This window comes from Arthrobacter melezitosi (assembly GCF_054511055.1).
This window is the reverse complement of the sequence record NZ_JBTNDJ010000002.1, coordinates 282,785-308,952: the sequence shown is the minus strand read 5'-3', so window position 1 is coordinate 308,952 and position 26,168 is coordinate 282,785. Positions and strand designations below refer to the sequence as shown.

28 protein-coding genes are annotated in these 26,168 nt (G+C 69.0%); 10 read left to right on the top strand and 18 right to left on the bottom strand.

The window, feature by feature from the left end; all coding sequences use genetic code 11:
- Positions 1 to 60: 60 nt before the first annotated feature.
- The 3 genes from uvrB to ACX80W_RS04210 all read left to right on the top strand — a co-directional run bounded on the left by uvrB (position 61) and on the right by ACX80W_RS04210 (position 5,135).
- The gene (gene uvrB / locus ACX80W_RS04220; protein ID WP_459280714.1) at positions 61 to 2,139 is read left to right on the top strand and encodes an excinuclease ABC subunit UvrB; all 2,079 of its coding nucleotides are present in this window, start codon (positions 61 to 63) and stop codon (positions 2,137 to 2,139) included.
- Between the two features lie 4 nt (positions 2,140 to 2,143).
- Positions 2,144 to 3,967 (top strand): hypothetical protein, encoded by a 1,824-nt coding sequence (locus ACX80W_RS04215; protein ID WP_459280712.1) that lies wholly within the window; start codon positions 2,144 to 2,146, stop codon positions 3,965 to 3,967.
- 130 nt (positions 3,968 to 4,097) lie between these two features.
- Positions 4,098 to 5,135 carry a TerC family protein gene (locus ACX80W_RS04210; protein ID WP_459280711.1) on the top strand — a complete coding sequence of 346 codons (1,038 nt, stop codon included), beginning with the start codon at positions 4,098 to 4,100 and terminating at the stop codon, positions 5,133 to 5,135.
- Between the two features lie 91 nt (positions 5,136 to 5,226).
- Here the strand turns inward: ACX80W_RS04210 and ACX80W_RS04205 are convergent, their stop codons facing one another.
- The 6 genes from ACX80W_RS04205 to ACX80W_RS04180 form a co-directional block, all read right to left on the bottom strand.
- Positions 5,227 to 6,195 (bottom strand): SDR family NAD(P)-dependent oxidoreductase, encoded by a 969-nt coding sequence (locus tag ACX80W_RS04205; protein ID WP_459280709.1) that lies wholly within the window; start codon positions 6,193 to 6,195, stop codon positions 5,227 to 5,229.
- Between the two features lie 290 nt (positions 6,196 to 6,485).
- Positions 6,486 to 6,734 carry a DUF2630 family protein gene (locus ACX80W_RS04200; protein WP_459280869.1) on the bottom strand — a complete coding sequence of 83 codons (249 nt, stop codon included), beginning with the start codon at positions 6,732 to 6,734 and terminating at the stop codon, positions 6,486 to 6,488.
- Between the two features lie 101 nt (positions 6,735 to 6,835).
- Positions 6,836 to 7,111 carry a hypothetical protein gene (locus ACX80W_RS04195; RefSeq protein ID WP_459280707.1) on the bottom strand — a complete coding sequence of 92 codons (276 nt, stop codon included), beginning with the start codon at positions 7,109 to 7,111 and terminating at the stop codon, positions 6,836 to 6,838.
- 226 nt (positions 7,112 to 7,337) lie between these two features.
- Positions 7,338 to 8,606, bottom strand: coding sequence for an alpha/beta fold hydrolase (locus ACX80W_RS04190; RefSeq protein ID WP_459280867.1), 1,269 nt, complete (start codon positions 8,604 to 8,606; stop codon positions 7,338 to 7,340).
- Positions 8,607 to 8,650: 44 nt separating this feature from the next.
- Positions 8,651 to 9,136: a GNAT family N-acetyltransferase gene (locus tag ACX80W_RS04185; RefSeq protein WP_459280706.1), complete on the bottom strand. Its 486-nt coding sequence runs from the start codon at positions 9,134 to 9,136 to the stop codon at positions 8,651 to 8,653.
- 44 nt (positions 9,137 to 9,180) lie between these two features.
- Positions 9,181 to 11,718: a DEAD/DEAH box helicase gene (locus ACX80W_RS04180; RefSeq protein WP_459280704.1), complete on the bottom strand. Its 2,538-nt coding sequence runs from the start codon at positions 11,716 to 11,718 to the stop codon at positions 9,181 to 9,183.
- A gap of 39 nt (positions 11,719 to 11,757) precedes the next feature.
- On the opposite strand from ACX80W_RS04180, the gene ACX80W_RS04175 reads away from it, so the two are divergent.
- Positions 11,758 to 12,561 carry a trans-aconitate 2-methyltransferase gene (locus ACX80W_RS04175; RefSeq protein ID WP_459280703.1) on the top strand — a complete coding sequence of 268 codons (804 nt, stop codon included), beginning with the start codon at positions 11,758 to 11,760 and terminating at the stop codon, positions 12,559 to 12,561.
- On the opposite strand, the gene ACX80W_RS04170 is transcribed toward ACX80W_RS04175, so the two are convergent.
- The 4 genes from ACX80W_RS04170 to ACX80W_RS04155 form a co-directional block, all read right to left on the bottom strand.
- Entirely contained in the window at positions 12,545 to 12,940 is a 396-nt protein-coding gene (locus ACX80W_RS04170) for a DUF1801 domain-containing protein (protein WP_459280701.1), read from the bottom strand. The genes ACX80W_RS04175 and ACX80W_RS04170 overlap by 17 nt on opposite strands.
- A 72-nt stretch (positions 12,941 to 13,012) precedes the next feature.
- Complete coding sequence (locus ACX80W_RS04165; protein WP_459280700.1) at positions 13,013 to 13,711, bottom strand: SRPBCC family protein; 699 nt, start codon at positions 13,709 to 13,711, stop codon at positions 13,013 to 13,015.
- Positions 13,701 to 14,327 (bottom strand): ArsR/SmtB family transcription factor, encoded by a 627-nt coding sequence (locus ACX80W_RS04160; RefSeq protein WP_459280699.1) that lies wholly within the window; start codon positions 14,325 to 14,327, stop codon positions 13,701 to 13,703. The genes ACX80W_RS04165 and ACX80W_RS04160 overlap by 11 nt, the downstream gene beginning before the upstream one ends.
- Before the next feature lie 257 nt (positions 14,328 to 14,584).
- The gene (locus ACX80W_RS04155; RefSeq protein WP_459280697.1) at positions 14,585 to 14,980 is read right to left on the bottom strand and encodes a VOC family protein; all 396 of its coding nucleotides are present in this window, start codon (positions 14,978 to 14,980) and stop codon (positions 14,585 to 14,587) included.
- Positions 14,981 to 15,071: 91 nt separating this feature from the next.
- On the opposite strand from ACX80W_RS04155, the gene ACX80W_RS04150 reads away from it, so the two are divergent.
- Positions 15,072 to 15,725 carry an SGNH/GDSL hydrolase family protein gene (locus ACX80W_RS04150; protein WP_459280695.1) on the top strand — a complete coding sequence of 218 codons (654 nt, stop codon included), beginning with the start codon at positions 15,072 to 15,074 and terminating at the stop codon, positions 15,723 to 15,725.
- Positions 15,726 to 15,750: 25 nt separating this feature from the next.
- Here ACX80W_RS04150 and ACX80W_RS04145 read toward each other — a convergent pair whose 3' ends face one another.
- The 6 genes from ACX80W_RS04145 to ACX80W_RS04120 all read right to left on the bottom strand — a co-directional run bounded on the left by ACX80W_RS04145 (position 15,751) and on the right by ACX80W_RS04120 (position 21,793).
- Positions 15,751 to 16,182 carry a DUF1801 domain-containing protein gene (locus ACX80W_RS04145; protein WP_459280694.1) on the bottom strand — a complete coding sequence of 144 codons (432 nt, stop codon included), beginning with the start codon at positions 16,180 to 16,182 and terminating at the stop codon, positions 15,751 to 15,753.
- A 132-nt stretch (positions 16,183 to 16,314) separates the two neighbouring features.
- Positions 16,315 to 17,178, bottom strand: coding sequence for an SRPBCC family protein (locus tag ACX80W_RS04140; protein ID WP_459280693.1), 864 nt, complete (start codon positions 17,176 to 17,178; stop codon positions 16,315 to 16,317).
- Between the two features lie 150 nt (positions 17,179 to 17,328).
- Entirely contained in the window at positions 17,329 to 17,916 is a 588-nt protein-coding gene (locus ACX80W_RS04135; RefSeq protein ID WP_459280692.1) for a TetR/AcrR family transcriptional regulator, read from the bottom strand.
- 134 nt (positions 17,917 to 18,050) lie between these two features.
- On the bottom strand, positions 18,051 to 20,450 hold the full coding sequence (locus ACX80W_RS04130) for a glycoside hydrolase family 65 protein (RefSeq protein ID WP_459280690.1): 2,400 nt from the start codon (positions 20,448 to 20,450) through the stop codon (positions 18,051 to 18,053).
- A 34-nt stretch (positions 20,451 to 20,484) separates the two neighbouring features.
- On the bottom strand, positions 20,485 to 21,207 hold the full coding sequence (locus ACX80W_RS04125; protein WP_459280688.1) for an HAD family hydrolase: 723 nt from the start codon (positions 21,205 to 21,207) through the stop codon (positions 20,485 to 20,487).
- 316 nt (positions 21,208 to 21,523) lie between these two features.
- On the bottom strand, positions 21,524 to 21,793 hold the full coding sequence (locus tag ACX80W_RS04120; RefSeq protein ID WP_459280686.1) for a hypothetical protein: 270 nt from the start codon (positions 21,791 to 21,793) through the stop codon (positions 21,524 to 21,526).
- A gap of 205 nt (positions 21,794 to 21,998) precedes the next feature.
- Between ACX80W_RS04120 and ACX80W_RS04115 the strand changes: the two genes are divergently transcribed.
- The 5 genes from ACX80W_RS04115 to ACX80W_RS04095 all read left to right on the top strand — a co-directional run bounded on the left by ACX80W_RS04115 (position 21,999) and on the right by ACX80W_RS04095 (position 25,632).
- Positions 21,999 to 22,496 carry a DUF2975 domain-containing protein gene (locus ACX80W_RS04115; RefSeq protein WP_459280684.1) on the top strand — a complete coding sequence of 166 codons (498 nt, stop codon included), beginning with the start codon at positions 21,999 to 22,001 and terminating at the stop codon, positions 22,494 to 22,496.
- Complete coding sequence (locus ACX80W_RS04110) at positions 22,496 to 22,780, top strand: helix-turn-helix domain-containing protein (protein ID WP_459280683.1); 285 nt, start codon at positions 22,496 to 22,498, stop codon at positions 22,778 to 22,780. Before ACX80W_RS04115 ends, ACX80W_RS04110 begins: the two co-directional genes overlap by 1 nt.
- On the top strand, positions 22,777 to 23,703 hold the full coding sequence (locus ACX80W_RS04105; protein ID WP_459280681.1) for an oxygenase MpaB family protein: 927 nt from the start codon (positions 22,777 to 22,779) through the stop codon (positions 23,701 to 23,703). Before ACX80W_RS04110 ends, ACX80W_RS04105 begins: the two co-directional genes overlap by 4 nt.
- 264 nt (positions 23,704 to 23,967) lie before the next feature.
- Positions 23,968 to 24,549 (top strand): protoglobin domain-containing protein, encoded by a 582-nt coding sequence (locus ACX80W_RS04100; RefSeq protein ID WP_459280679.1) that lies wholly within the window; start codon positions 23,968 to 23,970, stop codon positions 24,547 to 24,549.
- Positions 24,550 to 24,633: 84 nt separating this feature from the next.
- Positions 24,634 to 25,632, top strand: coding sequence for an NAD-dependent epimerase/dehydratase family protein (locus ACX80W_RS04095; protein ID WP_459280677.1), 999 nt, complete (start codon positions 24,634 to 24,636; stop codon positions 25,630 to 25,632).
- Between the two features lie 53 nt (positions 25,633 to 25,685).
- Here ACX80W_RS04095 and ACX80W_RS04090 read toward each other — a convergent pair whose 3' ends face one another.
- Positions 25,686 to 25,919, bottom strand: coding sequence for a hypothetical protein (locus tag ACX80W_RS04090; RefSeq protein WP_459280675.1), 234 nt, complete (start codon positions 25,917 to 25,919; stop codon positions 25,686 to 25,688).
- Positions 25,916 to 26,089, bottom strand: coding sequence for a hypothetical protein (locus ACX80W_RS04085; protein WP_459280673.1), 174 nt, complete (start codon positions 26,087 to 26,089; stop codon positions 25,916 to 25,918). Before ACX80W_RS04085 ends, ACX80W_RS04090 begins: the two co-directional genes overlap by 4 nt.
- Positions 26,090 to 26,168 lie beyond the last annotated feature (79 nt).

Below are 26,168 nucleotides of genomic sequence, written 5' to 3'. Positions count from 1 at the left end.
CGGTTCAGCCGCCAGCAAAGCGGAAGCTGATTGTCCGCATAACGCGCTAACGTACTAGATATGAGTCTTGCCCAGGAGATCAAGCGGGTCGTAGCTCCCTTCGAAGTCATCAGTGAATACCAGCCGGCAGGCGACCAGCCGGCGGCCATCGCCGAACTGAGCACCCGGATCAAGGCCGGGGAAAAGGACGTGGTGCTCCTCGGCGCCACCGGCACTGGAAAGAGCGCGACGACGGCCTGGCTGATCGAGCAGGTGCAGCGGCCGACCCTCGTGCTGGTCCAGAACAAGACACTCGCCGCGCAGTTGGCGAACGAGTTCCGTGAGCTGCTGCCCAATAACGCCGTCGAATACTTCGTCTCCTACTACGACTACTACCAGCCCGAGGCGTACGTCCCGCAGACGGACACCTTCATCGAAAAGGACTCCTCGATCAACGAGGAGGTCGAGCGGCTGCGGCACTCGGCTACGAACGCCCTGCTCACCCGCCGCGACGTCGTCGTGGTCGCCACTGTCTCCTGCATCTACGGCCTCGGCACCCCCGAGGAGTACATCGCGAAGATGGTGACCCTGCGCAAGGGCCAGGAGATGAACCGCGACGCCCTGCTGCGCCAGTTCGTGGGCATGCAGTACACCCGCAACGACATGGACTTCCACCGCGGCACCTTCCGGGTGCGCGGGGACACCGTGGAGATCATCCCGATGTACGAGGAGCAGGCCCTCCGCATCGAGTTCTTCGGCGACGAGGTCGAGAACATCTACACCCTCAACCCGCTCACCGGCGACGTAATCCGCGAGGAGGAGGAGATGTACGTCTTCCCGGCCTCCCACTACGTGGCCGGACCCGAACGCATGACCCGCGCGATCAAGGCCATCGAGGACGAGCTGCAGGTGCGCCTGGCCGAGCTCGAATCCCAGAACAAGCTGGTGGAGGCCCAGCGGCTGCGGATGCGCGTCACCTACGACCTCGAGATGATGGAGCAGATGGGGTTCTGCAACGGCATCGAGAACTACTCCCGGCATATCGACGGGCGCGGGCCGAGCAGCGCCCCGCACTGCCTGCTTGACTACTTCCCCGACGACTTCCTCCTCGTCGTCGACGAATCCCACGTGACCATCCCGCAGATCGGGGCGATGTACGAGGGGGACATGTCGCGCAAGCGTACCCTCGTCGACCACGGGTTCCGGCTGCCGTCGGCCATGGACAACCGGCCGCTGAAGTGGGACGAATTCCTCGAGCGCATCGGGCAGACCGTCTACCTCTCGGCGACGCCGGGCAAGTACGAGCTCGGGAAGTCCGACGGGTACGTGCAGCAGATCATCCGGCCCACGGGCCTGGTCGACCCGGAGATCGTGGTCAAGCCCACCAAGGGGCAGATCGACGACCTGCTCGACGAGATCCGCACCCGCACCGAGCGCGATGAGCGCGTGCTGGTGACGACCCTGACCAAGCGCATGTCGGAGGACCTCACGGGATACCTCCTGGAGCACGGGGTGAAGGTGGAGTACCTTCACTCCGACGTCGACACCCTGCGCCGGGTGGAGCTGCTGCGCGAGCTGCGGATGGGGACCTTCGACGTCCTGGTGGGCATCAACCTGCTGCGCGAGGGCCTCGACCTGCCGGAGGTGTCCCTGGTCAGCATCCTCGACGCCGACAAGGAAGGGTTCCTGCGCAGCTCCACCTCCCTGATCCAGACGATCGGGCGCGCCGCGCGCAACGTGTCGGGCCAGGTGCACATGTATGCGGACCGGATCACCGATTCGATGGCGCGGGCCATCGACGAAACGAACCGGCGCCGCGCGATCCAGGTGGCGCACAACCTGGAGCACGGGATCGACCCGACGCCGCTGCGCAAGCGCATCGCGGACATCACCGACACGATCAACCGGGAGGACGCCGACACCCGGGAGCTCCTCGAGGCCGCCGCGAAGGGGCGGAAGAAGAAGCCCGGCCAGGGCGTGCACCGTGAGGGTCTGGCCGCGGTGCCGGCCGAGGACCTCACTGACCTCATCCAGCAGCTCACCGACCAGATGCACGCCGCGGCCGCTGAGCTGCAGTTCGAACTGGCGGCCCGGCTCCGGGACGAGGTGGGGGACCTGAAGAAGGAACTCCGGCAGATGCAGACGGCCGGGCACGCCTAGCACCATGCCGGAGCGGGGGGACGGCTTCGCGGAGATCCGCGTGCACGGAGTCGGGGAGCAGGAGTACCTGAGCAGCATCACCAGTGCCCGGGTGACCCGGCTCAACCCCTGGGCCGAGGCCGTCGACCCGCCGCTGCTTCCGCGCCACCGCCTGAGCCTGATCAACTGGTCGCGGTCCAATCGCAGGAGGACCGGCTTCCTGTGGTACCTGGCCTTCCCGTTCACACTGGCCAACGTTGCCGGCCGCATGCTCGAACGCCCCGGGCACGCCACCGCCGCGCCGTCGGCGGTGCTGCTGCAGGTGGGCTCGATGCTGCTCACCCTCAGCCAGCTGGCCTGGCTGGTGGTCCTCGGCGAGACGGTCCTCGAACACCTGGCCGGCCCCCTCGGTCTGCAGGGCTCCGCCGAGGGTCCGGCCCGGGGAACCCCCGCCGCCGCGGCGGCGGCGCTGGCCGCCTTCGTCGCGTACCGCTGGCTCCGGGTCATCCGGGTGCAGCGGGAGGTGCCCAAGCGCAGCCGCGCCTCGGCCCTTCTCCACGCCGGTGCCCTGCTCGCGGCCGGAGCGCTGCTGGCGCTGACGCTCCCGGCGGAGACCGTCTCCCCGGCGTGGCCCTCGACCCCCGGCCCCGATGCCGTCCCGCGCCTCGACGCCATGGCGCTGTGGATCGCCCTGAGCCTCGGTGTCCTGATGCTGCCCACCATCGTCAGCCCGCTGCGCCGGCCCGCCTGGGTGGGACCAACCGGCCGCTTCCCGGCCCCGGAGGGCGCCGCGGCCGGTCTGCTGCTGCTCGCCCTGTTCCTCATGCACTCGGTCAACGCCCTGGTCCGGATGCTCCTGGACGGCCTCCTCGGATACGTGGTGCGGCTGTTCGGCGGCCAGGAGTACGCCGCCCGCACCGCACGCGTGCTGCTGGCCTGGGACGACCCGCTGGATGCCGGCGACAGCCGGCTCGACCTGTTCCCGCTGCTCGCCCTGATCGCCCTGGCCGGACCTGTGCTCACCGCCGCGGTCGCGCTTCTACTGGACCGGCGGCTCGGGCTGCGGCCACTCTTTGGTACCCGGGAGCCACGCCTGCGGTGGTGGCACCGCGTCGTCGCTGCGGCCCCCGCACTCCTTCCGCGCGTCCTGCCCGCCGGCACGGCACTGGGCGCGGTGGGCATGGGCGCCGCGATGATCCTCGGGGAGGGCCGGCTGGGCGGGCCATGGCTCGCCCTCTCAGTGCTGCTGCTCCAGCTCGCTGGCGCCGCCGCGGTCCTCACCCTCCTGCTCGGGCAGCTCCGGACGGTACAGGAGGTGCTGGGCCGGGCCGCCGACGCCGCCGGCTTCTGGCCGGTCCGCGACCACCCGCTGGCCGGTGCCTCCTACCGCGACGCCGTCATCGACGGGATCGAACGCGAGGCGGCCCGGCTCGGACCCAGCCGGGTGGCCCTCGTGGGATACAGCCAGGGCAGCGTGATCTGCGCCTGGCTGGTGGCGGAGACCGGCGTGCTCAGGGGTTGCCGCGAACTGCACCTGGTCACCACCGGCTCGCCCCTGGCGTCCGTCTACGCCACGTTCTTTCCGGCCTACTTCACCCCCGGATGGTTCGGACGCGTGGCGGGCCGTGCCACCACCTGGGCGAACTTCTGGCGGGCCACCGACCCGGTGGGCACCCCGGTACCGGGTGCGGTGAACCTCGAGCTCCCGGACCCCGACAGGACCGGCACCGTGCAGGGCCACGGAGGGTACTGGAACGCCCCGGAAGTGATCAAGCATGCGGCAGCCCTGGCCGGAGGCGGACGAAATTCCCCATATCGGCACCCCGCCGGTAGGATTGACCCTACGTAGGGGAGTATCCCAAGCGCTACGAACGTCAACACGCAGGGCAGTGCCGCCCCGCCGGGCGTAGCGGTCGGCTGGCAGGGTGCCACGGCGGAGAGACTTACGGACCTCCGTCGCGACCCCCGAAAGGCGCTCCATGCCCGAATTACCTCTTGCGTTCGAGATCGGCACCTTCGTCGTTCTTGGAATCATTCTCCTGTTCGACCTGCTGCTCGTCGTGAAGCGTCCGCACGTGCCCTCGATGCGGGAGGCCGGCCTCTGGGTGGGCTTCTACGTCTCCCTGGCGCTGATCTTCGCGGCGATCATGTTCATCTTCACCGGCCCCGAGTTCGGTGGCCAGTTCGTCGCCGGGTGGGTGACCGAGTACAGCTTGAGCATCGACAACCTGTTCGTCTTCATCATCATCATGGCCCGCTTCTCGGTACCCCGGAAGTATCAGCAGGAAGTGCTGATGGTGGGCATCATCATCGCGCTGATCCTGCGGGGCATCTTCATCGCCCTGGGTGCGGCTGTGATCGAGAACTTCAGCTGGGTGTTCTACATCTTCGGCGCGTTCCTGCTCTACACCGCCTACAAGCAGGCGAAGGACACGGGCGAGGACGAGGAGGACGCCGGGGACAACAAGCTTGTCGCGAAGCTGCGTTCGGTGCTCCCCATGTCGGACCACTACGACGGCGGCAAGGTCCGCACTGTCGTGGACGGCAAGAAGGTCTTCACCCCCATGCTCGTCGTGTTCGTCACGATCGGCCTGACCGACCTGCTCTTCGCGGTGGACTCCATCCCGGCCATCTTCGGCCTCACCCAGAGCGCCTTCATTGTCTTCACCGCCAACATCTTCGCCCTGATGGGCCTGCGGCAGCTGTACTTCCTGCTTGGCGGCCTGATGACCCGGTTGGTGTACCTGAAGCATGCCCTGTCCGTCATCCTTGCGTTCATCGGCGTCAAGCTCGTGCTCCACGCCATGCACGTCAACGAGCTGCCGTTCATCAACGGCGGGCGCCACATCGAATGGGCCCCGGAAATCCCGACGTTCGTGTCCCTCGGCGTCATCGTGGCCACCATCGTCGTGGCCGTCGTCGCGAGCCTGCTGAGCTCGCGTGGACGCACCGAGGAGGTCGACGAGGACCTCGCCGCCGCCGACACGAAGGCCCGGAACTCGGACCTCGAGAGCTAGCACGGCCGCCAACGGGCCCGGCACCTGCGCAGCGCGCGGGTACCGGGCCCGTTCGTTTAATCCCGCACCGCAGGTGGACCGGGCGAGCGGGTCAGATGGTGAAGGAGCGCCCAAGCAGCCGCTCGCTCAGGTCCCACAGCCGGTCGGCGGCCTGCGGATCGACTGCCCAGCTGTGCACTCCCGACCTTCCCTGGTGGTCCTCGGGAACCACGATGGCGATGTCCGAGTTCTCCGTGTACACCCCGCCGTGCCCGTCCAGCTGCGGGCTGACCGCGGCCCACACCGTGGTCGCCGCTCCCTGCGGGACGCTCTTGTAGGCAGGGTTGTCCACGGGCTGTCCGTGTTCGTCGACCGCGCCAAGACCCTGGAGGTCCTCGAGGCTGAGGTGCCTGCCGATCCCCGTGGGGATGGTGCCTGGATGGACGGCAAACGCCCGGACCTGGAAGTCCCTGCCGCGAGCGTCAAGCGCCACGGCGAACAAGGACTTCGCACTCACCGACTGGGCGTAGGCGGCCCACTTCTCGTAGGGGCGGTTCGTGAAGTTGGGGTCCTCGAAGTCGACGCCGGCAAAGCGGTGGGCAAGCGAGGTGAGACTGATGACCCGTGCACCTCCGGCCCGCGTTAGAGCCGGCCACAGGCGCTGGGTGAGCTGGAAGTGGCCGAGATGGTTGGTGGCGAAATGGGATTCGATGCCGCGGGCGTCCCGGGCGAGGGGCGCCGCCATGAAGCCGGCATTGTTGATCAGAATGTGGAGGGGGCGGCCCGTAGCCAGGAAGCGATCCGCAAATGCATCGATTGATTCGGGGCTGGCGAGGTCCAGTTGTTCCGGCTCGACGCTGGCGAGCCCTGCGAGCGTGTCGGCCGCCTTCGCCGGGTCCCTGACGGCGGCGACAACTGTCGCCCCGGCTTCGGCGAGGACACGTACTACCTCAAGGCCGAGTCCGGCGGACCCGCCGGTGACGATCACGGTGCGACCGGTAAGGTCCTGGGCGGCGACAATGTCGGCGGCCGTCGTCTCGAAGCCGAAGCCCGAGGGAAGTGGTTCTTGAGGGGTGGACATGCGAATCCTTCGTTCTGGGCGTTCCCCTTGGAGGGGTCAGCGCCCGTGGGGTACGGGCCCGCCGTAGCCGTCGGTGGACACCGGTTCGTCAACGGGCCTCGAACTGAACACTACGGGGGAGTCCTGGTGGGAAAACCGGGTTACGTGCCTGTGGTGTTCGACATCACCCCCCGAAAGGTTTTGGAGCAGGCTCCCGGACTGCTGCCGGTGCTGCCCGCAGTTCGGATGCGCGAAGGCCCCCACCGCCGAAGCGGTGGGGGCCTTGTCCGCCTGGGAACCCGCCGGCCGGATTACTTGCGCGGCAGATAGCCTTCGACCTGCGAGATGGGCCGGGCCGCGGCCTTGTCCGGATCGTCGCCGAATTCGCTCCGCGCGCGGCGCTGACGGAGCAGGTCCCAGCACTGGTCAAGGTTCTGCTCGAGACGCTGCAGCCGGGCCGCGTTCTCCCTGCCCCGGGCAATGTCGTCCGCCGCGCTCCGGAGGTCGTGCTCCTCCTGAACGAGAGCCTTGATGCGCCCGAGAATATCCTGGTCGTCCAACATGGTTTCCTCCTCGATAGCCCCGGTTCACAGGGTACTGAGGCCGGGCCGGGTTGAACAGGGACCTGCCGCTGCGTGACGTCGGCTGCCGGGCCGCGCGCCTAGCTTTCGCCGGTGCGGGTGGTGCCGAACATGAGGGTGCGCCGGCGCACGTCGTAATAGACCGTCTTGGCGGTGGAGAGCAGGTCCTGGAGGTTGTCGGCGTCGTCGGGATCGAGGGTGAGCACTTCCTCCCAGGCGCCCTGGTCGAGGACAAGCTGCAGGGTGTACGTGCCGGGCTTCCCCGCTTCCCCCGCGATCCACGAGAACTGGTAGTGGCTGAGCTGGCGCACCTGGATGCTGTCGTCTGTCATCGGCTGTTCTGCGTTTGAAGTCATCGCATTCGCTCCTTTGCGGCCCGGATGCTTCCCGGGCCCGGTGTCGGGCTGGGGCGGAAACCGGCTGCGGCGTCCGCTCGGCGGAGGCGCCGCCGATCGCACCAACCTAACTTTGCTGCAGCGCCAAGTAAACGGGCGCTGAATGCGACGAAATCCTTGACGAACCGCCCGCCCGCTGAGCCCCGCACGGCCCGGGCGGCGCCACCCGGGCCGCCCCTACCCGTCCCTACTCGTCCCCGGTCATCGCCAGGAGCCGGTGGAAGATGGCCTCGCCGTCATCGGAGATCCCGTCGTGGTGGAAGTCCGCCGTCTCCCACACCCGCAGGCCCTTCACGGCCGCGGCGGTCCTCAGTGAGAGGCCGCGGTCGACGTAGATGTCGTCGCGGTAGACGGCGGCCGCCGCAGGCACCGTGTTGCGCCGCAGCGCTTCCGGGTCGTAGAGGGGTCCCCAGTCGTCCTTCCGGGCAAGGAGCTCCGCGGTCTCCCGCAGGGGAGCGAGGGCCGGGTCCTCCTCGAAGTACCAGGGGTAGATCATCTCGCCGGTGAGCAGGGGCTCGGCGGCGTCGGGCCGGAACTGCGGGAAGCGTCCGAGCACCCGGTCGGCGGACCAGGCCGAGGCCCCGCCCTGGCAGTAGATCGACTCGTGCATCACCGCGTACAGCGGGTTGGAGCTGCGGGAGACGAGGGCGCCCACCTGGTCGAGGAAGACCCGGGAGAGCCGCGGCCCGCCGGGGGTGGGCACGAACGCGTCCTCGAGCAGGTAGTGGAGGGCGTCGACGCGCGTGTTGCCGCCGAGGAACGAGCCGATCATCTGGAGCCGGCGGGCGGTCAGCCTCTCTCCGGTCGGCAGGTGCTCCTCGACGTCGTCGAGGTGCCGGGCGATCCGCGTCAGCAGCCCGCGGTCGCCGGGATACCAGCGGAAGTACTCCCGGTTGCGCTCCTCCACCCGCGCGTACGTCGCCGCGTACACCGTGTCGGGGGAGCCCTGCAGGGGCGGGAGCCCGCCGGTGATCAGGGCCCGCTCGACGCCCTCCGGGGCGAAGGAGAGGTAGCTCAGCGCACAGAAGCCGCCGTAGCTCTGCCCGAAGATCGTCCAGGGGGCGCCGACGAGCCGCCGGCGGATGAGCTCGGCGTCCGCGACGATCGAGTCGGCCCGGAAATGGGTGAGGTACTCCGCCTGCTGTGCCGGGCCGCCCCGGGCGGCCAGGGTCAGCGCGTCGGCGGGGGTCGACAGTCCGGTGCCGCGCTGGTCGAGCATGAGGATGCGGAAGCGTTCGGCGGCGGCCTTCATCCAGCCCGCCAGCTGCGTCGTGCGGTTCCCGCGCCCGCCCGGGCCGCCCTGGAGGAACAGCAGCCAGGGGAGGGCCCCGACGGCGTCGTCGTCGTGGTCGGTGGAGGTGTACTCCCGGGCGAAGACCGAGATGGACTCGCCGTCGGGCCGGCCGTGGTCCAGGGGAACGGTGAAGGTGTGGCCGGTGGCGCGCAGGCCCCGCATCACGAAGGTGGGTCCGCTGGAGAAGCCGTCGACGCCGGCGGTCTTCACGGTGCCGCCGTTCCCGCGAAGCCGCTCAGTGCGGCGCCGGTCAGCCGGAAGGTGGACCACCCGGCCTGCGGGCGGGCACCGAGGCTCTCGTAGAAGCGGATGGAGGGCTCGTTCCAGTCAAGCACCGACCACTCAACCCGGGCATAGCCGCGCTCAGTGGCAATCCGGGCGAGCTCGCGCAGCAGGGCCTTGCCGTGGCCGGCGCCGCGCGCGTCGGGGCGCACGTACAGGTCCTCGAGGTAGATGCCGTTGACCCCCTCCCACGTCGAGTAGTTGAGGAACCAGAGCGCGAAGCCCTGGATCTCGCCGTGGGACTCGGCGACATGCGCGTACACGGAGGGGCTGTCACCGAAGAGGGCCTCGTGGAGCCGGGGTGCCGTGTTCTTCACGGCATCGGGTTCCTTCTCGTAGATGGCCAGGTCGTGGATGAGCTGGAGGATGGTGGGGACGTCGCCGGGACGGGCTTCGCGGACGGTGTTCATCCTCCAAGCCTATCGAGGGCCGGTGCCGCGGCGGGGACCGCTCCCTACGGCGCGCCCACCCCGGTGACCTCGACGACGGGGGTGCCCGCGGCGTCGGAGGCGGCGAGGTCGATGACGGCGTTGATGCCCCAGTCGTTGTTGCCCGCCGGGTCCTTGAAGATCTGGCGGACCTTCCACACCTCCGGCAGCTTCTCGATGATGAGCAGGTTCGGACCGCGGGCCTCCGGCCCGTCGTCGATGTCCTCGTACTCCTCGAAGTATCCGTCCATGGCCTCGGCCCACCGATCCGCGGTCCAGCCGGAGTCGGCATCCAGGGCGCCCAGGGCCTCGTCGCGCTCGTCGGCGAACAGCTGCACCCGCTGGAACATCTCGTTGCGCACCATCACCCGGAAGGCGCGCTCGTTCGAGGTGAGCGAGGGCGGCTCATCGGGGAGGTCCACCTCCGGTCCGACATCGACGCCGGCCGGCTCGCCGGCGCTCAGCCGCGCCCACTCGTCGAGCAGGCTCGAGTCGACCTGCCGGACGAGTTCACCCAGCCACTCGATGATGTCGCTGAGGTCCTCGCGCAGCGCGTCGGTCGGCACGGTCTGGCGCAGGGCCCGGTAGCAGTCGGCGAGGTAGCGCAGGAGGATGCCCTCGGACCGGGTGAGGGCGTAGAAGGCGACGTACTCCCCGAAGCTCATGGCCCGCTCGTACATGTCGCGCACCACCGACTTCGGGGCGAGTTCGAAGTCCCCAAGCCAGGGCGCCGCCGAGCGGTAGACCTCGAAGGCCTGCTGCAGCAGCTCGGCGAGGGGCTGCGGGTAGGTGATCTCCTCGAGCCGGGCCATCCGGGCGTCGTAGTCGATGCCCTCGGCCTTCATGGCGGCGACCGCCTCGCCCCGGGCTTTCTTCTCCTGCGCCGAGAGCACCTGGCGCGGCTTCTCCAGCGTCGCCTCGATGACCGAGACGACGTCGAGGGCGTAGGCCGGCGCCTCGGGATCGAGCAGTTCGAGGCTGGCCAGGGCGAACGGCGAGAGCGGCTGGTTGAGGGCGAAGTTTGCCTGCAGGTGGACCTTGAGGCGGACCTGCCGTCCGTCGGCGTCCGGTTCGGGCAGCTTCTCCACGATGCCGGCGGCGACGAGCTCCCGGTAGATCCCGATGGCCCGGCGCATCAGCCTCAGCTGCGAGGAGCGGGACTCGTGGTTCTCCCCGAGGAGGCGCTGCGCCGCCTTGAAAGGGTTGCCCGGGCGCTCGAGCAGGTTCAGCAGCATCGAGTGGCTGACCGTGAAGGAGGAGGTCAGGGGCTCCGGCACGCCATCCACGAGCCGCTCGTAGGTCGGCTTGCCCCAGGACACGAAACCCTGGGGCGGCTTCTTCCGCACCACCTGGCGCAGCTTCTTCTGGTCGTCGCCGAACTTGGAGACCGCCTTGGCCATCGCCTTGGTGTTCTCCACGACGTGCTCGGGAGCCTGGACCACGACGGTGCCCGCGGTGTCGTAGCCGGCCCGGCCGGCCCGGCCGGCGATCTGGTGGAACTCCCGGGCGTTGAGCAGACGGGTCCGGACGCCGTCGTACTTGCTCAGGGCGGTGAGCAGGACGGTGCGGATCGGGACGTTGATGCCGACGCCGAGGGTGTCGGTGCCGCAGATCACCTTCAGCAGCCCCGCCTGGGCGAGCTGCTCCACCAGGCGCCGGTACTTGGGGAGCATGCCCGCGTGGTGCACGCCGATGCCGTGGCGGACGAACCGGTTGAGGGTCTTGCCGAACCCGGAGGAGAACCGGAAGGTGCTGATCAGTTCCGCGATGCGGTCCTTTTCCTCGCGGCTGCACACGTTGACGCTCATCAGGCTCTGCGCCCGTTCGATCGCCTCGGCCTGGCTGAAGTGCACCACATAGACCGGGGCCTGGTTGGTGGAGAGCAGTTCCTCGATGGACTCCTGCACCGGGGTCTCCACATAGTAGAAGTGAAGGGGGATGGGCCGGTCCACGGAGGTCACCGTGGCGGTGGGTCGTCCGGTCCGGGTGGTCAGTTCCTTTTCGAACAGGCTCACGTCGCCGAGGGTGGCGGACATGAGCAGGAACTGGGCCTGGGGCAGTTCGAGCAGGGGCACCTGCCAGGCCCAGCCGCGCTGCGGGTCGGAGTAGAAGTGGAATTCGTCCATGACGACGGTGCCCAGTTCCGCGGCGGCGCCTTCGCGCAGCGCGAGGTTAGCGAGGATCTCCGCCGTGCAGCAGATGATCGGGGCGTCGGAATTGACGCTGGAGTCACCCGTGACCATGCCGACGTTCTCGGCTCCGAAAATCTCAGTGAGGGCGAAGAACTTTTCGGAGACGAGCGCCTTGATGGGCGCCGTGTAGTAGCTGGTCCGGCCTTCGGAGAAGGACAGCAGGTGCGCGGCGATGGCGACGAGCGACTTCCCCGACCCGGTGGGGGTGGCGAGGATGACGTTGCTGCCCGAGGCGAGCTCGAGCACCGCATCGTCCTGCGCCGGGTACAGCTCCAGCCCGTGGGAGCCGGCCCAGCCGGTGAACGCCTCGTAGACGGCATCCGCCTGCGGTGTTCCGGACGGGGTGGCGGGGAGATGCTCTTGGATCCTCATGGTGGTTTCAGCCTACCCGTGGTGCCGTTAGGGTGAGCTATGCGATGGCACCCTGGAAAGTACGCGGAGTACGCCGACCAGCGCGGACGGCCGTTCTTCGACCTGGTCTCCCGCATCGGCCACCCCGCCCCGCGGCGCGTCGTCGACCTGGGCTGCGGGCCGGGGAACCTGACGGCGGCGCTCGCCCGCCGGTGGCCCGACGCCTCGGTGGTGGGCATCGACTCCTCACCGGAGATGATCGCCCGGGCGCGCGGGGGCGGTGATCTGCCGGGCAACCTCGAGTTCACCACAGGAAACGCCGCGGCCTGGCTCCCCGGCCCCGAGGACGACGTGGTCGTCTCGAATGCCCTGCTCCAATGGATTCCCGGGCACCAGGAGCTGCTGCGCCGGTGGGCGGCCGCCCTCGGCGGTGGCGCCTGGCTGGCGCTTCAGGTCCCGGGAAACTTCGACGCGCCCTCGCATGCGCTGATGCGCCGGCATGCCGCTTCCGCGCGGTGGGCTCCCGTGGTGGGGCAGGTGCTGCGCCACGGCGATGCGGTGGCCGAACCCGGCGGGTACCTCCGCCTGCTCGCGCGGGAGGGGCTTCTGGTCGATGCCTGGGAGACGGTGTACCACCAGGTGCTGCAGGGGGAGGACCCGGTGCTCGAGTGGGTGCGCGGCACCGGGCTGCGTCCGGTCCTGGAGGTCCTGTCGGCGGCGGAGGCCGCCGAGTTCGAGGAGGGCTATGCCCGGCTGCTGCGCACGGCCTACCCTGCCGAACCCTTCGGCACGGTGTTTCCCTTTCGGCGGATCTTCGCCGTGGCGGTGAAGCCGGGGCCCGCTGCGGCTACCGGCCGGCCTTGATCCTGCGCCAGCCGCCGGCCCGGTTGTTGGCGATGATCTGGCGGATCATGGCCGCGAGGGCCGGCGCGTTGACCGGATCGCCCTCCCGGTAGGCCACGGTGCGGGCCGTCGTGTTGCCGTGCCCGGCGGTGATGATGCCCTCCGGATCGGGCACGATAGCGCCGTCGTACAGGAAGATGTTGACGTGGTCCTTCGCGGCCAGGAAGGCGCAGACGTTGCCCTTTAGGACGAAATAGGGCTGCACACGCCGCTTGATCGTCTCGGTGACCTCCGGGTCGACGGCATGGATGAGCCGGCGCACCTCGGTGAGGATGTCCTGCTGCCAGGGCGGCAGCGCCGCGAGGTAGGCGTCGACGCGCGGATCGGCCTGAGAGTCCATGGGGGAACCCTGCCACCGGCGGCGGTGGCGATCAAGCCCCGCGGCAGGGTTCCCGTCGTCGGCGCAGGCGGATCAGGAGTAGACCTTGTCGAAGAACCCTTCCCACTCCCGCGGCGAAACTGCGGCCGGTGCCGCCGCGCCGGTGCGGAAGCGGTGAACCGTGATGCCCACGGGTGCGCCCCAGGCATTTCGGCCGAAGAACCGGTACAGGGTGTCGGCGGAGCGCAGGCCGAGGAAGTGCCCGGCCCGGTAGTCGACCTCGACCTCGGCGGGTTCCTCGCCGGGCAGGGCCAGGACGAGCCGGTCGCCCTGCGCTGCCGCTCCGGCTCCGAGGGCCTCCAGCAGCCGGGTGAAACCCCCGGGTCCCTGCGACGCGGCGGGCGCCTGGATGTCGGTGAACCCGACCTCCAGCCCATCGAAGTGGCGGAGGTACTGATCGAGGGTGTGCAGGTAGAACGCCGTGTGGGCCGAGGCACCGTCGTACTGCTCATCCCAGTTGTCGACGAAGATCCCGCTGTGGACGTAGTGCAGCCGGCAGGCGTCGTCCCCCACGGGTGTCAGGACGTGCTCGAGCTGGTTGAACCACCCGTCCGGGCCTTCCATCCGGCTGACGTGGTGCCTGGGGTAGTCGTTAACGACCCGCTCCGCTTCCCAATCGTCGGTGGGGAACATCCACGCCGGTTCGGCCTCCGTGACGGCCTTCCAGACACGCTCCGGCGGGGCGCCCAGCGTTGTGTCGACTGTGATCTCGAAGGAACCGTCAGTGCTCATGGTGTGTCTCCTGAGGGGTTGGGTGTGAACCGTCTGCTTTGGGTGTGGGGTGGAGTGCCACGACCAGGCGGTGGCGGCGCCCCCCGGGAAGGTCGGCGGGGGCATTGTAGGAATCGACGAGGCGTGCCACCGCCGTGCCGAGTTCCTCGACGAAGGCGGCCCGCTCCGCTGCCGAGCGGAAGGTGATGTCCCCATCGATGCCGAAGGTGGCAAGGGGGCGGCCGGCCTTCGCGGCACCGGTGATGAGCCGTCCCAGTTCGCCGACCATCCGCGATGCGAGGGCGAGCAGCCAGAACGCCGAAAACCGGTCGGCGAACCGGGCGGGGTCCGGTGCCACAGGGTCCAGCACCGAGGGGGAGATCACGTAGGAGGCGGCCGTCGCCTGCACCACGCGCTCGGTCATGTTCCCGCGCCGGCGTTCCTCCACGAGGGAGACCAGCCCCACGGCCTCCAGGGCGCGGAGGTGGTAGTTGACCTTCTGCCGGGGCAGGCTCACCCTGGCCGCCAGGGAGGACGCCGAGCCGGGCTCGGCCAGTTCCTCAAGGAGCCGCGACTTGATCGGGTCGAGGGAGGCGACGGCGGCGCTCCGGTCCTCGATGGTCTGAATTGAAATCATGAAGCAAGTGTCCCGCCGATGAATTTAATCGTCAAGACAAATATAGTTGTCGGCGGACCCGGTTCCCATGCGCTTCAGGCCCGGACGGGGCAGGAGAAGTCCTGGACCGGCTGCCGCCGCCGAGCCTCCGGCGCGGTCGATCCCCGTTGAACCTCCAGGAAGGCCCGGCCGCTTCAGCCGCGGCCGCGTCGTACCCGAAACGCGCTCGCCAGGACCAGGCCGCTCTGGCCCGGTACACCCGGCGCCCGGTATGCGGCCTACCCCGCGCCGGGAGAGGGGCGGCCGAGGTCCGCTCCCGCCGGTTGCCAGAGTTGTATGGGGTTTCCCTCGGGATCCTGAAGGTCCGCGAAGGTGCCGTTCGGATACTCCTCGGGATCGCGTGCAACAGGGACGCCGGCCGCCTGCAGCTGGGCGACCATCGCGTCGAGATCCCGCACGCGGAAGTTGACGGCCCAGGCCCGGCCCCGGGAAAGAGGTGGGGAGTCCTGGCCGAGGCTGGTGAACACCGTTGGCCCCGCCTCCTGCCACCACGGCGGAGCCTCGTAGCTCTGCGGCGGCGGGGTGACACCGAGGTGCTCCTCGTACCACCGTCCCAGCCCGGCAGGATCGGACGCGGCAAAGAAGAACCCGCCGATACCGGTCACCCGTTCCATAGGTGAAACCTATGCCGCGTGGACCGGTGCGGCAAGGGAAAAGAGTGCGGGTGCCCCAGCCCCGGGTGCCCGGTCTTGGTATGTTGTCGGCATGCCAACCAGGGGAAACGCCGACGCGCCGGGACATGCCGTGCTGCTCGGCGATTCGATCTTCGACAACGCGGCCTATGTCCCCGGTGGTCCCGACGTGGTGCAGCAGCTCCGAGGCGAACTGCCCCAGGGCTGGCGGGCCACCCTGCTGGCGGTCGACGGCGACGTCACTTCCGGAGTCGAGCGCCAGCTCCGGTCGTTGCCGCCGGATGCGACGCACCTGGTGGTCAGCATCGGAGGCAATGACGCACTCCAGTTCTCCTACCTGCTCGATGAGAGGGTGCCCACCGTCGCTGCGGCGCTGGCGCTGCTTGAACGCGCCCAGCGCCAGTTCGCGGCGGCCTACGGGGGGATGCTCGAGGCGGTGACGGCGGTGGGCCTCCCCGCGGCGGTCTGCACAATCTACGACACGCCGCCGGGGGAGCCGAACCAGCCGGTGATCCGGACCGCGCTCGCGGTGTTCAACGACTGCATCACCCGCGCAGCCTTCGCCCGTGCGGTTCCCCTGATCGACCTGCGCCTGATCTGCGGCGAGGACGCCGATTACGCCAACCCGATCGAGCCGTCGGTCCAGGGTGGGGCCAAGATCGCGCGCGCCGTCGCGTCCCTCCTCGCACCGCAGTCGGGCACACGGCGCTCAAGCGTCGTCGCCTGAGGACGACGGGGTCGGGTTGGCGGGATCAGGCCCGTGGGACCGTGAAATCGGTGGTGGTCATATAGGCCCAGCCGGCGCGGATCAGTTCCTTCAGCACCTCGATGTCCACCTGTCCCAGGGAGGAGAGGTAGAGGCATGCCGCGCCGGTGCGGTGGGGCCCGAGCCGCGGCAGAAGGGCGGAAGCCTCCGGGGCGTCGGTCAGCCCGTAGAGGACCAGCGCTGACGTGCGCGGAGAGAACCCGACGGCGAGCGCGTCACCCTCGCGCCCCGAGGCGTACGCGTAGTGGTACCGGCCGAACCCGATCATCGACGGACCCCACATCACGGGAGGGGCGCCGGTCTGCTCCTGCATCAGGGACAGCAGCGCCTGCCCATCCCGGCGGCGGGTGGAGTTTGGAACGCCCTCGAGAAAGGCCGCCGGATCGGCGTCGGTTGGTTGGGTCTTGTTCGCTGCCATGGCCTGGGGTGCACCCGCGCTTCCTGTCGGTTCGGTATGGCGCCAGCCTAGGCGCCGCGGTCCGGCAGGCACAAGGAAGCCCGCGGCCGGGCGGCCGCGGGCTTCCTGCTGCCCTTTGAGAGGGCGGTCGGATCAGCGGAGCGGGTCGTTGCCGCGGTCCGCGTCGAGGCGGTCCGCCGCGCTGGCCGTGTCGCTCTGCAGGGTGCCGTCGGACTCTCCGTCCACGTCCGCCAGGCCGTTGGTCTGGTCGAACGGCGTGGACACGTCCCGGTCGGCGACTTCGCCGGAGGAAACCCCGGTCGGAGCGCCCACGGTCCCGGTGACGGGAGTCGTAGTGACCGGGGTGACCGGAGTGGCCGGGGTGACCGTCTCGTCCACCTCCGTTTCGGTGTCCTTGCTGCGCCCGGCGGCGGCAGCACCGACCGCGGCAGCGGCGGCCAGGCCGACGGCTCCGGCCACGACCTTGCCCGAGACACCGGCCTTGCCGGAATCGCCCCGTGATTCGGCCGCGTGCTCGATACCCGGGGTGCCGGCGGTGGTGCCTTCGTTGACGGAGCCGCGCCAGGCTCCGCTTGCGTAGCCCTCGGACTCGATGAAGGCCTTGAACCGTTCGAGGTCGCCCTCGGCCTGCTTCTCGATGACGTTCAACTTGTCGCCGACCTTCTCGATGATTCCCTCGGGCTCGTACTCGAGGACGAGCTGAACGGAGGTCTGGCCGCCTCCGATGTCCTCGAAGGTGACGGATCCGGCGTTCGTGGCGCCCTCGGTCGCGGCCCAGGAGACCTTGCGGTCCGGTACCTGCTCGAGGATCCGCGCCTCCCACTGCCGCCGGATCCCGCCGATCTCCGCGACCCACTCCAGGCGGTCGTCGCTCAGCTGCGTCACACTCTTGATGCCGCCCATGAACTGGGGGAAGTCCTCAAACTGGGTCCACTGGTTGTAGGCGGTGCTCACCGGAACGTTCACCAGGATGCGCTTTTCGACCTGCGTGCTCATAGTGTCTCCTTCGATCGGAACGGGCGGTGACGAACGGGTAACTATTCGTCAGTATGCTTACTATACATTCCACCGATTGCCGGTGCTAGGGGACGAAATGCGTATGCGGCGGCGTGCCGGCCGGGCGGGCCGACGCCGCCGGAGGGCGCCTCAGACCGGGAGTGCGGCCTTGTGCTCATCGACCAGCCACCGTGCCATGGGCAGTGCGCGCCGGGCGGCGCGTGGATCGGATTCGGCCGCCGCCACGACCGCCCCCTTCATCAAGAGGGTCCATGAATGGGCGAAATCGGCGGGATCGGTGAATCCGGCCTCTTCGGCAAGGGTCTGGACGCTGAGCCGGATCTTCGCAAGATACTCCGCGCTGGCCCGGCCCAGCGGGTGCCCGTAGCCAAGCTCGAAGAGCACCTTGATGTAGGAGCAGGCCTCGTAGTCGGGGCGGTGGAACCACTCATCGAGGACGTCGAACATGGCAAGCAGCTGCTCTTCGGGGGTGGTTCCCCTCCGGGTGGATTCCGCAACGAGGTACCGGACGGTGAAGACCTCCTCCCGGCGGGCGAGGAAGGCTCGGACCAGGTCGTCCTTGGATGGGAAGTGGTGGTAGAAGGTTGCCTTGGCGATGCCCGCTTCGCGGATGAGCTCGTTGACGCCCACATCCCGGATGCCGCGCTGTGTGAACAGCCCGTACGCGGCGGCGAGGATCCGTTCGCGGGGCTCTGCCGGCTCCACCTGCACTCGCATGGCACTCCCTTATCCAGTGGATGACGGACGGCGCCCGGTCGGGCACGTTGTGCTCCCCCCAGCGCCCCGGTCGGACTGCCCCTGCCCCTTGTGATTCTACGGGCCGAAGGCGTCGGCCGCTCCAATTTTCCGCCTCAGTGCGCGGCCCGCTGATCGGTGGGCAGGGGCTGTTGGCCGGTGGAAGGAGCCGGCTTCGCGGCGGCGCGCGCCTGCACGATCGGCATGCCGGCCGTCGGAATGCTGCTGCGGAAAACGGACGGCACCGGTACTTCGCGTGCCGGCAGGTCCACCGTGACCTCCCGGGCGCCGACGGAGACCAGTTCGTCGCGCACCTGGACGTCGAGGGGCCCGCTTCCCTCGAAGCGCAGCGTGATCGACCTCCGTTCAAGCTCCACCTGCAGGGTGCCGCCGCGGAGCTTCAGATGGAACGCCAGCGATGTCCATGACTCCGGCAGCCGCGGGTCGAAGTAGGGGACCGGTCCCTGATCCCTGAGGCCGGCGAAGCCGCTGACCAGGGACAGCCACACGCCCCCGGCGGCGGCGATATGGACTCCATCGATGGTGTTTGAATGTGAGTCGTCCAGGTCGATGAAGGCGGCGTCCGTGAAGTGGGCCAGGGCGGTGTCGCCGTAGCCCACCTCGGCGGCCATGATGCCCTGCACACACGCGGAAAGGGTGGAGTCCCCGGTGGTGATTGGGTCGTAGAAGTCGAACGCGCGCTGCTTCTCCCCGGCGGTGAATTCCTGCCACTGGAGGAACATCGCCAGCACCGTGTCGGCCTGCTTGAGCACCTGGTGGCGGTAAATCACCAGGGGATGGAAATGCAGCAGCAGCGGGTACTGCGAGCGTGGCGTGGACCAGTCCCAGGGTTCAAGGGTCATGAAGTCCGCATCCTGGGCGAACACCTCAAGGACGTCGTCGTAGGGCATCTGCATCCGCGCGGCGGCCTGCAGCCACAGATCCCGTTCGCCCTCTTCGATGTCCGGGTGGTCCAGGGCCGCTGCGGCGCGGAGGTTGAATCTCGCCATCACGTTGGTGTACAGGTTGTCGTTGACCACGGCGGTGTACTCGTCGGGCCCGGTCACGCCGTGGATGTGGAACGCGCCGCGCTTGCCGAAGAATCCGAGGGACATCCACATGCGTGCCGTCTCGATGATCAGCTGGGCGCCCTCATTCTGCTGGAAGGCGGTGTCTCCGCTGGCCCAGCTGTACCGGTTGGACGCGAAGGCGATGGCCGCTCCGATGTGGAACTGCGCCGTGCCCCCCGCGTAGTAGGCACTGGCCTCAAGCCCGTTGATGGTGCGCCAGGGAAACAGGGCGCCGTCGACGTTCAGCTCATCGGCGCGCATCCTCGCCTCGGGGAGCAGGGCGTGCCGGAACTCGAGCACCTGCCGGGCCCCCTGGGGATTCGAATAGGTGAGGAAGGGCAGCAGGTAGATCTCCTGGTCCCAGAAATAGTGGCCCTGGTAGCCCGAGCCGCTGACGCCCTTCGCCGCGATCCCTGCGACTCCCGCGCGGGCCGTGGCCTGTTCAAGCTGGAACAGGTTCCACCGCAACGCCTGCTGGAGCTCCTCCTGCCCCCCGATCCGGATGTCGGCGGTGGCCCAGTGACGCCGGTAATGCGCAGCGCTTTCGTCGAAGATCTCCGCGGCGTCCTTGAGCGCAGCTTCGGCCGAGCCCTGGACGTCGGAGCTGCTGGCGGCGGCGGCGAAGGCGTACCCGACGCACTTCTCGAGCAGCAGGGGCACCCCGGCGTCGACCGCAAGCACATAGCGGACCTTGCTTTCGTCCTGGTCCGCCTGGGTGGCGAAGGGCTGCTGGGGGCCGGAAATCCGGTGGTCGACGGCGACGCCGATCTTCTGCTTGGACTGGGCGGTCTCCCAGACGAGCCGCAGCGAGCCGTTGGCGCCCTCCAGCTGCAGCGGCAGCAACACACGCCCGGCATGCCGGCCGGCCCGGCGGGGATCGTGGGCGGTATGGTCCTCCACCGGCTGGTCCTGCCGGTTCACGAGAGAGGAGGTGATGTCGACGGAGACCTGGCGGTCGGTGGTCAGCTCAAGGGTGATGGCGAGGCCGCCGCGGGTCTGCTGCCCCACGGCCCGGCGCTCCACGGTGGTGACGGTGGCCCCGGACCGGCACGACCAGGTCACGCGGCTCTCGTAGTGGCCGGTCGTGAAGTTGACGGTGCGCCGGTAGTCGGCGACCGTGGAGCCCGCCAGGGTGAGGGTTTCGCCGTCGATCACGACGGTGAAGTTGTTGGCGTCCGGCACGTAGAGGATGCGCTGGCCCGTGCGGGCGAACCCGAAGGCGGCTTCCGGGTGCTGGATGTCCCAGGTCTCGTGGAAGCCGTTGATGAAGCTGCCTGGCAGCTCCGTGTCGGCCGCGGACCAGTGGGCTCCGCGTACGCCCAGGAAGCCGTTTCCGATCGAGAAGAGTGTCTCAAGCGCTCCGGCGTCCCCCGGGCGGTGGACCGTCTCCACCAGCTGCCAGGGGTCGCAGGGGAAGCGGTCGCGGTCGGCGTTGATCAGTGCCATTCTCGGCGGTCCTTCACCATGGAGGGGCGGGGTCTTAAAGAAGCTGGTCAAGGTCATCCACCACCAAGGTGGCACCCGCGTCGAACAGGTTCTGCCTGCCGGCTCCGCGTTCGACGCCGATCACCGAATGGAAACGGCCCGCACTGCCGGCGCGGACGCCGGAGACGGCGTCTTCCACGACGATGCACGACTCCGGGGGCAGCCCCAGCAGGGTCGCCGCGTACTGGTAGGTGGCAGGGTCCGGCTTGCCGGAAAGCCCCGCGGCGGCGGCCACCGCTCCGTCGACGACGACGGGAAAATAGCCCTCCAGTCCGGCGGCACGGAGCACCACGTGGGCGTTCCGGGAGGAGGAGACGACGGCAAGCTTCAGCCCGCGCAGCTGTGCGGCCCGGAGGAAACGGAGCGATCCCGGGAAGGGCAGCACTCCCCGCGAGGCAACGATCTCATTGAAGAGTCTGTTCTTGCGGTTCCCCAGTCCCTGGACGGTGTCGTTCGCCGCGTCGTCGTCGGGCGGACCTTCGGGGAGGAGGATATTCCGTGAGGCGAGGAAGTCGCGCACCCCGTCGAAACGCGGCTTGCCGTCGATGTGGTCGAAGTAGTCGCTTCCGCCGTAGGGCCGGCGGTCCGGCCTGTCCGCGAGGTAGCCTTCGAACAATTCACGCCAGGCGGTTTCGTGGACCTCCGCGGTCGGGGTGAGGACCCCGTCAAGGTCGAAGAGCACCGCGGAGGCATCGGCCCAGGAGGAGGGGGACTTCATGGTCGTGCCCGGCCGGTCATGAGCGGCGGGGTGTGCGGGGGCCGGGAGGTCCCGTGGCGAAGTGGAGGTTGCGGCGCTCTGTGGAGGCCCGTGGCGTCCATGGGTGGTCCTTCAGCAGTGAGACCCTCAGTCGAGCCGCTGACGCGGCAGGTAGTAACGTTCCCGCGGGTATGAAGGAGCGTTGCCCCGCCGATCCGGGCTCCGCGCGGAGCCGAAGGGGCAGGGAGTTTCTGAGCTGCGTTGCGGCTCCCACTATACAGACAAGTCGTTCTACTTCGGTAGGCTCATTCCACGGGCGCCGCGGTATTTTCTCCTCCTAGTCGTGCTCGATCCGCCGCAGGGCTGGCTCTCCCGCGCGCGCCACCGATTGGGTGTGCCGCATGACGAGGGAAGCCCCCACGAACGACGCCGCGAAGGGCAGGAGTGCGGAGTAGGCGAGGGTGTAGGCCATGGTCAGGAGTGCCGTGCCCAGCAGCCCGCGCCCCGCCTCGGGTCCCCATCGATACTGCAGTTCCGGGCCGTAGGCAATGGCGAGCACTCCCAGCACGCCGAGGATAATCCCGGTGCGCAGCGTGAGTTTCGACATTCGTGAAGCATCCATGTTTTCCCCCATCCTCCGGCGCCGTGCGCCGGTGCCTCAGCAAACCACGCGTACCGCCGCGTTTCAATAGCCGAAATCGCTGGAACGGCAGGGACGCCTATGGGACCGGGAGGCGAAGGGTTACTGGAAGTCTTGCACTTTCTATCGAATATCGATACTTTAAAGCTGCTATTCAGTCGAGGGAGTCGAAATGAGAAATCTAACGGTCATCGCGTTGCGCATCGTGCTCGTGATGATGTTCGCCGGGTCGTTGTTCGTGCAGATTGTTCTGGTTCCCCTGCTGGGAGTCGACCTGAGGGGCGCCGATCCCGACGTGGCGGCCATCCGTACGCCCCTGGTGGTCCTCACGGTGCTCGGTATCCTCGCCCTGCAGGTGGCGGTGGTCTGCGTGTGGGGGCTTCTGACGATGGTGCGCCGGGGAACGGTGTTCTCCGCCAGGGCCTTCCGGCTCGTGGACCTCGTCACTGCCTCGTTCACCGCCGCCTCGTTGCTGACGTTCGGGCTGGGCGTCGCCCTCGCTCCCGGGGAAGCCGTCGCGCCCGGCGTGGTCCTGCTGATCGGGGGAGTGGCGGTGATGCTCGCCGCCGTGGCCCTGATCGTCCTCGTGTTGAGGGCGCTGCTCGCCCAGGCGGTGGACCGGGACCTCGAGGCGCGGAAGCTGCGGACCGAGCTGGACGAGGTGATCTGATGCCCATCGTCGTGCGTATCGATGTGGAACTGGCCAGGCGGAAGATGAGCGTTGGCGAGTTCGCCGAGAAGATCGGCCTGACACCGGCGAATGTGGCGGTGCTGAAGAACGGCCGGGCCAAGGCGGTCCGCTTTACCACCCTCGAGGCCATGTGCAGGGTGCTGGGCTGCCAGCCCGGAGACCTGCTGGAGTGGGTCGACGACGGCGATGCGCCCAAGGCATCCTCCGCGCCGGACGGCCCGGCAGCCCTCGGAGGGGATGCGCAGCAGGCGGAGCGCCGGTGATCAGGGTCGCGGTGCCGGTGCCGCGGAGTGCGGCATCGGTGCCGGCAGGGATTGTGCGCAGGCTTGAGGCGTTCTTCCCGCAGCCCCCGCCATCGGGATGCACCGGTGACCCGGGCCTGTTCGGTCCCGCATCGGCGGCCTGGCGCATCGGCCGGGAGCGGATCCTCCTCGCCGCCGGTCCGGCCGCGCTCCTGCTGCAGCTCGCCCACCCGCTCGTCGCGGAAGGCGTGAGGGCGCACAGCAACTTCACGGCCGATCCGCTGCGCCGGCTGCGGGGCACCTTGGACGCCGTCCTGACCATCACCTTCGGCGACGCTGAGCAGGTCCGCGCTGCCGCCCGGTACGTTGGCCGCCGGCACCGCCCGGTGCACGGCATCCTGCCGGACGCGTCCGGATCGATGCCGGCGGGGACTCCCTACCGGGCCGACGATCCGGACCTTGCGCTCTGGGTGTTCGCCACCCTCGTGTGGACGGCGGTCAACGTAACGTCCGGCTTCGCCCGCCCCGTCCCAACCCCTGAGCGGGACGCCTATTACCGGGACATGACCGCACTCGCGCATCAATTCGGCGTACCGCCTTCCGCCCTGCCCGAGGACTATTCCGGTTTGGAGGCCTATGTGGAGGACCAGGTCCGGCGTGTCCTGAGCGTCGGCCCAACGGCGTCGGCCCTGGCCAGGCAAATCCTTTCGCCCGACCCTCCAATCCTTGCACCGCCCGCCCGCGCTGCGGCCGTGCTCCTTGCCGCCGGAGTACTTCCTCCTGCCGTTCGGGAAGCTTACGGGCTGCCGTGGCGGATCCGGGACAGGGCCGTCCTGCGCGCCGTTCGGTTGGCGAGCCGGCTCACGCTGCCGCTGCTGCCGGCCCGCCCGCGGTACTGGCCCCACTACCGGGTCGCGGTGAGCCGGATGAGCCCGGAGAGGTGAACCGGTCCGTCATTCATTGATTTCGGAAGGACGCGAATCTAGACTACGAGGGCCGCCAGCGCAGAGGCGCAGGACACGGCACGTGTGCCCCTCCACCCGTGCGGAGTGCAGCCCGGACCGGAGGGATTCCTTGCACCGCAGCGGGAGGACCCGCGGGGTGCATCCCCCGCCCGGGCCCCGTCGGGCGAAACCTCCAGCCGGTCCCTCGTAGACGCGGCAGACTCCCGCCGCGGACCGGCCCCCCGATGTTCAGGAAGGGCTGTGATGAACGGACCCCGTGGCTACACCTATGGCAGTGCGGACCTTGAAACGAGTCCAGTTTCCCTTGACGACCTCCGGAAGATCGAGGAGTCGATCCTGTGGACCGACGCCGACCGGCAGGCGCTCCTGCGGGCCCGGCCGATTCTGGAGCCGCGCACCGATGCGATCCTTGACGTCTGGTACGGCTTTGTTGGATCGCACCCGTTCCTCATCGAGAGCTTCGCGGGCGCGGACGGCTCAACGGACTCCGACTACCTCGCAGCGGTGCGTGAGCGTTTCAAGACCTGGATAGTCGACCTGTGCTCGCGTGAACACGATCAGGACTGGCTGAATTACCAGCACGAGGCGGGCCTGCGCCACACCGCCGCGAAGAAGAATGTCACCGATGCGGTGGCCTCGACGGCCGCCGAGGTCAAGCTGCGGTACCTGATCGGATTCGTTGTCCCGCTCACGGCGACGATCCGCCCGTTCCTCGCCGAAGGGACCTCGGACCCCGGGGAACTGGATGCGATGTATACGGCCTGGTTCAAGGGGGTCACCCTGACGGCGATCCTCTGGTCGGAGCCCTACAGTCCGTCCTGGTGATCCGGGACGGACGGTGCCATGCCGGCGTATCCGCTCTCAGGTGAACACCTGCCGCCGGGGTGGAACTGCTGATGTTATGGCCGGATGAAACTTCTTTTCCTTGGAGGAACGGCCTGGCTCGGGCACGAGATCGCACGCCAGGCGGTAGGGCGCGGCCATGAGGTGACCTGTGTGGCGCGGGGCAAGTCGGGCCGCGTACCGGAGGGCGCGTCCTTCGTTGAGGTGGACCGCGACGACGATACAGGGCTGCACCGGGTGTCCGGCGGCCGCTGGGACGCCGTCGTTGACGTGTCCCGCCAGCCGGGCCAGGTGCGGCGCGCAGCCCGGGACCTCCGTCGTGCCGGGTACTACCTCTTCGTCTCGTCGGGCAGCGCCTATGCGGATCAGGGCCCGTCCGGCCAGGATGAGGACGCGCCCCTGTTGCCACCGCTCGAATCGGATGTCATGGAGTCCATGGAATCCTACGGGCCCGCCAAGGTCGCCTGCGAGCACGCCGTGGTGGCAGCCTTCGGCCCGGCGCGGAGCATGATCGCCCGTGCCGGACTCATCGGAGGACCGGGGGACGGCTCCGGCCGCACCGGCTACTGGCCGCTGAGGTTCGCGTGGCCCTCCAGCCCCGATGGATCCGTGCTGGTTCCGGCGGCACCGGACCTGCCCACGCAGGTCATCGACGTGCGGGATCTCGCCGCGTGGCTGATTGCCTGCTGCGAGGCACGGCGGGGCGGTGTCTTCAACGCAATGGGTGAGAGCCGTTCATTCGCCGCGCATATCGCTGCGGCACGGTCCGTCGCCGGCCACGATGGTCCGGTGGTGACCGCGGATGCGGAATGGCTCCATGCCCAGGGCGTGGGCGAGTGGGCCGGCCCCCGTTCCCTTCCGCTGTGGCTCAGTGCCCCCGACTGGCAGGGGATGAACGCGCGTTCCAACGGGCGGGCCCGGGACGCCGGGCTGGTGCTGCGCCCGCTCGAGGAAACGCTGCGCGCGACGCTGGAGTGGGAGGAGGCGGAAGGAGTCGACAGGCCGCGGCGCGCGGGCCTCACCCGTGTCGAGGAGGCAGTACTCCTGGAGGTCCTGCTTCGCTAGGACCCAGCCCGCCGGGTGCAGCCAGGGCTTTGGCTGGCCGGGGGCGCCCACCTTCACCTGCGCATGCCGGCGGGCGCCGCCACCGGCAGCGCGACGATCAATGCCACCGCGGCGAGGACCAGGGCGGCGAAGCCAAGGAGCGCCAGGCCGATACCTCCGATGTCGCCCAGGGAACCCTCCGCGGAACGGAACGAGAACAGGTAGATCCCGTTGGCTGCGAGCAGCGGAACGCCCGCCAGGGCAAGCAGCACGGTTCCGCCCTTCACGATGCCGGACCCGGCCTTCATCCGCCCGGCCACGAGCCAGAAGGCAAGTGGAGCACGACGCAGAGGAGTGCCGATAGAAGGTGCGCCGTGGTGAAGAACGACGGCCGTCCGTCGAACAGCCAGAGGAACCCGGCGGCGAACGACGCCCCAAGCGCGGCAGTACCGGGAAGCGCCTGCAGGGCTCTAGTCATGGGTCACGGTCCCACCGGAGGTGGCCGGAGGTGGCCGGACAGCACGGTCCACCCACACGTCGGAAGCCCTTCCGGGGGA